Genomic DNA, 1,438 nt, shown 5'->3' on the forward strand with positions numbered 1-1,438 from the left:
AAAACTGCTCAACGAGCAGCTTAATCCCTCACGATTACAGGTATAAAATTTCGGTTCTATAATATTTGGTGTGGGTGATTCCCACACTTCTTTTATTTGGAATAAAAAATAAGTATAAAAAAAGAGACATCACGTCCCAAATTCTATACCATGTAATTGACCAAAAAAAACACGAAAGGATTGGGTTTATGTCTCACAATAATTGTATCTTAACTTTACTCGATTTAAAAGATAAAAATATTACTTTTTCAGAAAATTGGATGGAAGATGTTCAGATTAACGGGATCCGCTCTAAGGTCATTTCTGGTATCCTCTCTTTTCAACCGACCCATTGTTACAACTGTGGTCATCTCTTTGACTCACAAATCATTAAACACGGCTTCAAAACCTCTCGTATTAAGATGATGAAACTCTCTGGCTTTGATACCTATCTCGATTTAAAAAAGCAACGCTATAAATGCCGTCATTGTGATCGTACCTTTACGCTTAAAACCTCTCTCGTAGAATCTAATTGTTACCTTTCTAATCCCCTTAAACAAGCCATTTTCCTAGAGGCTAGCCATAAAAAATCCGAGTCAGATATTGCCCGTGAACTCAACGTATCCCATTCAACGGTCAATCGGATCATTCATACATCGTACGAGGAACAACCCCTTCATTTTAACTCTCTTCCAAAGGTGCTTTGTTTTGATGAGTTTAAGTCGGTCAAATCAGCGGAAGGGGCTATGTCATTCATTTTTTGTGATGCTTCTAATGGGAAGTTAATTGATATCGTTGAAGACCGTCGTCTAAGCACTTTAAAACCTTATTTCATGCGATTTTCTAAGGAGGCCCGTGAAGGTGTAACTCACGTTGTTATTGATATGTATGCTCCGTATATGACACTCATTAAAGAGGTGTTTCCCAACGCTAAAATTGTTTTAGATAAGTTCCACGTCGTTCAACTTTTATCTCGTGCCCTCAATAAAACTCGTATTCGNNTTCTATTCTAACTGTTTCAAAAAGCAGATTTCTCAACAAGAAATCATCGACTTTTTACTCGCTTTAGATCCGGAATTAAAAGCCACTTATGACTTCTATCAAACCATCAAACAGGCCATCAAACTTCGCAACTTTGATGCTTTTCATCATGCCATTCAAAACCCCTCTGACTTACTTTCACCTGAAATGAAAACAGCTTTAAAAACATTAACTAACTACCAAGATTATATCAAAAATACGATTGAAACATCTTATACCAATGGAGTGCTTGAAGGGATTAATAACAAGATTAAAGTGATTAAACGCATGGCCTTTGGATACCGTAGTTTCTATCATTTCAAAGCTAGAATTTTGATTATCCATAAGTACACCTTTGAACAAAAAAATAAAAGGAATCAAACTGCTCAATGAGCAGCTTAATCCCTCACGATTACAGGTATAAAATTTCTTCACCCAC

The 1,438-nt window shown here is 36.1% G+C and carries 2 protein-coding genes; both read left to right on the top strand.

Annotated features, from left to right (window positions below):
* The first annotated feature begins 188 nt into the window (after nucleotides 1-188).
* Nucleotides 189-992, top strand: coding sequence for an ISL3 family transposase (locus NEH75_RS05155; protein WP_262948604.1), 804 nt, complete (start codon nucleotides 189-191; stop codon nucleotides 990-992).
* On the top strand, nucleotides 955-1,392 hold the full coding sequence (locus NEH75_RS05160) for a transposase (protein WP_262948606.1): 438 nt from the start codon (nucleotides 955-957) through the stop codon (nucleotides 1,390-1,392). The genes NEH75_RS05155 and NEH75_RS05160 overlap by 38 nt, the downstream gene beginning before the upstream one ends.
* Nucleotides 1,393-1,438: the final 46 nt, after the last annotated feature.

Origin of the sequence: Turicibacter sp. T129 (assembly GCF_025594975.1) — a bacterium.
In the GTDB taxonomy this organism is placed as follows: Bacteria; Bacillota_I; Bacilli_A; order MOL361; family Turicibacteraceae; genus Turicibacter; species Turicibacter bilis.